At 64.8% G+C, this 2,811-nt stretch carries 3 protein-coding genes and 1 pseudogene; all 4 read right to left on the reverse strand.

Annotation, left to right across the window (positions count from 1 at the left end; translation table 11 throughout):
* Positions 1-286, reverse strand: a pseudogene (locus tag AC1DUU_RS28325) (Asp/Glu racemase); the annotation flags it as partial.
* Positions 287-319: 33 nt separating this feature from the next.
* On the reverse strand, positions 320-1,075 hold the full coding sequence (locus AC1DUU_RS28330) for an ABC transporter ATP-binding protein (RefSeq protein WP_476786666.1): 756 nt from the start codon (positions 1,073-1,075) through the stop codon (positions 320-322).
* Positions 1,072-1,833, reverse strand: coding sequence for an ABC transporter ATP-binding protein (locus AC1DUU_RS28335; RefSeq protein ID WP_476786667.1), 762 nt, complete (start codon positions 1,831-1,833; stop codon positions 1,072-1,074). Before AC1DUU_RS28335 ends, AC1DUU_RS28330 begins: the two co-directional genes overlap by 4 nt.
* Positions 1,826-2,719 (reverse strand): branched-chain amino acid ABC transporter permease, encoded by an 894-nt coding sequence (locus AC1DUU_RS28340; RefSeq protein WP_476786668.1) that lies wholly within the window; start codon positions 2,717-2,719, stop codon positions 1,826-1,828. Before AC1DUU_RS28340 ends, AC1DUU_RS28335 begins: the two co-directional genes overlap by 8 nt.
* Positions 2,720-2,811: the final 92 nt, after the last annotated feature.

Consider the following 2,811-nt stretch of genomic DNA (forward strand, 5'->3'; position numbering starts at 1 on the left):
CGTCGAAGCGCACGTCGGGCAAGAGGCCGACGGTGCCGGGGATGTCGGCTTCCATCTTGCGCAGATTGTCAGGCGTGATCTCGACCGGCGAGTGCAGCCGCGCCTCATAAAGCGCCACTCCTTCAGGCAAGGCGAAGCGGAATTCGTCCTCGATGGTCTGGTCGGTGCGCAGCACCAGAAGGCCGAGATTGGCCGTCTGGCCGATGCCGTTGTCGGTGTCGAACGGGATGTTTTCGATGTTCGAAACGAGACCGGCCTGGCCGGCCGGCTGTGCAGCCATGGTCATGATTTGCCCTTCTATGTCTGGGGAGGTGCTGCGTCAGCTGACTGCCGCGAGCCGGGGATGAGGCTCGGCGGCCGGGGGCTCGCCGCCGAGGTAGAGATGGCGCATCGCGGGATCGGCCAGCAGGTCTGCTGCCTTGCCCTCGATCGCCACCTTGCCGAGCGACAGCACATAGGCGCGGTCGGCAACACTGAGTGCTTCGAAAGCGTTCTGCTCGACCATGACGATGCACATGCCGGTGCGGTCGCGGATCTCGGCGATCGCGGCAAACACATCGTGCATCATCAGAGGCGACAGACCCGCCGAGGGTTCGTCCAGCAGCAGCACCTTGGGGTTGGAGATCAGGGCGCGGGCCAATGAAAGGATCTGGYGCTCGCCGCCCGACAAGGCCGACGCCTTGCGCTCCTGCTTTGAGGCCAGCGAAGGATATTGCCCCATCAATTCGGCATAACGCTCGTTGCGTTCGGCCACCGGCAGATGGCGGGCGCCGAGCAGGATATTGTCGGCAACGCTCAGCGTCGAAAACACATTGTCGGTCTGCGGCACAAAGCCCATGCGATGGTGCTTGACCTTGTCGTGCACGGCAACCGCGCTGACATCGCGGCCCTCCATCTCGACTGCGCCGCCGCGCGGCCTGACGAAACCGGCGATACATTTCAGCAGCGTGGACTTGCCGCAGCCATTGGGACCGAGAATGGTGACGATTTCGCCGCCGGAAGCCGTAAGGTCGATGCCCTGCAGGATGTCGGGGCCGTCGCCATAGCCGGCGCGCACTTTGTTGACGCGGATCATGCCGACACCTTCTGCTTGGCGACCGACTTGCCGAGATAGGCCTCGACGACGCGTTCGTTTTCGGTGAGTTCGCGCGGGGCGCAATCGGCGATGATTTCGCCACGGTCGAGCACGATGCAGCGGCTGCATAATTCGCGGATGAAATGCATGTCGTGTTCGACAACCAGCATGGCGACGCCGCGCTTGTTGAACGCCTTGAGCAGCTCCACCATGCGACTGCGCAGCTGCGGATGAACGCCCGCCGTCGGCTCGTCGAGGCAGAGCAGCTTCGGCCTGGTGCGCAAGGCGAGCGCGATGGAGAGCAGCTTCTTCTGGCCGCCCGACAGCGAGCTTGCCGGCTGGTGGGCGACAGGCGCGAGCGCGAACTGTTCGATCAGCTCCTCGGCCTCGGCGTCGTCGCTGCCCTTGCCGGTGAAGGCGTCGAGCAGCCCTGCCCCGTCACGCGATCCCGCGCGCAGCACTTCGCGCACGGTCATGCGGTGCGGCATCGACGGCAACTGGAAGGTGCGGACCAGGCCCTGGCGGGCGATCTTGTATGAAGGCATGCCGGCAACAGATTTGCCAAGGAAAAGGATATCGCCGGCATCGGGGCGTGAAAAGCCCGAGACGATGTTGAGCAGGGTCGACTTGCCCGAGCCATTTGGCCCTAGCAGGCCGACGATCTCGTCGGCGCCGATGCGAAAGCGCACGTCGCTCAGCACCTTGTGGGCACCGAAGGCCTTTGCGACGCGCTCGGCGGTCAGGACAGCCTCAGCCATTTTGCTTGCCTCCGATACGTTCGGGGATCAGGCCCTGCGTGCGCCACATCAGGAAGGCGAGCAGGCCGCCGCCTACCAGCGTCAGGCGCATGGCCGCGACATATTCCGACGGCAGGCCAAGCGCGTCCTTCACGAACGGCACGAAGGCGAACAGGAACTGCATCAGGATCGCGCCGACAATGGCGCCGAGATGGTTGCCAGAGCCGCCGATGATGACCATCGCCCAGATCAGGAAGGTCTCGGAACTGACCAACTGGTCGGGGCCGACGAAGGTGATGTAGTGGGCAAAGACGAAGCCTGAGGCGGCGGCCAGGACGGCTGCGACCATCAGCGTCTGCGTCTTGAGCGCTGCCAGGTCATAGCCGAGCGACGCGGCAAGCTGCGGCTCTTCCCGCATCAGCTTGAGCGCCAGCCCGTAGCGGCTGGTGGTCAGGCGCTGGCACAGCCACCAGGCGGCGAGCAGCAGGAGAACGCACAGGCCAAGCGTCATCAGCGGGCCCAAGGGACGCGGCATGTCGCCGAACAAAAGCGGGATGCCGCCGACGCCTTGCGCGCCGCCGGTCAGCCAGGCCTCGTTGTTGGCGAGGATGCGCAGCACTTCAGCGACCGCAAGCGTGGCGATGCCCCAATAGTCGGCACCGAGATTGCGGCCGAGACGCGCGAAGGCAGCAGCGACCACCACGGCGAAGACGATGCCGAGCGCGATGCCGGCGACCGGGCCGAGCTGGTGCGAGAAGGCGATGGCCGCGCCATAGGTGCCGCAGCCAAACAAGATCACCTGGCCGAAATTGACCAGCCCGGCAAAGCCGACCTGCAGATTGAGGCTGAGTGACAACAGCCCGTAGAGGCAGGCCATGATCGCGACATGGATGAGGAACTCAAACACGCTTCACCTCCGAGACGAACAGGCCGTAGGGCTTGATCAGAAGCACGACGACAAGCAGCAGGAAGGACGCGGCGGTGGCATATGCGGCGGGA

The organism is Aminobacter sp. P4_H6_2, from assembly GCF_056400805.1.

What these genes read in the sequence shown, in the direction of transcription:
- AC1DUU_RS28335 (WP_476786667.1), bottom strand. Translation starts at nt 1,833, where the DNA reads ATGGCTGAGGCTGTCCTGACCGCCGAGCGCGTCGCAAAGGCCTTCGGT.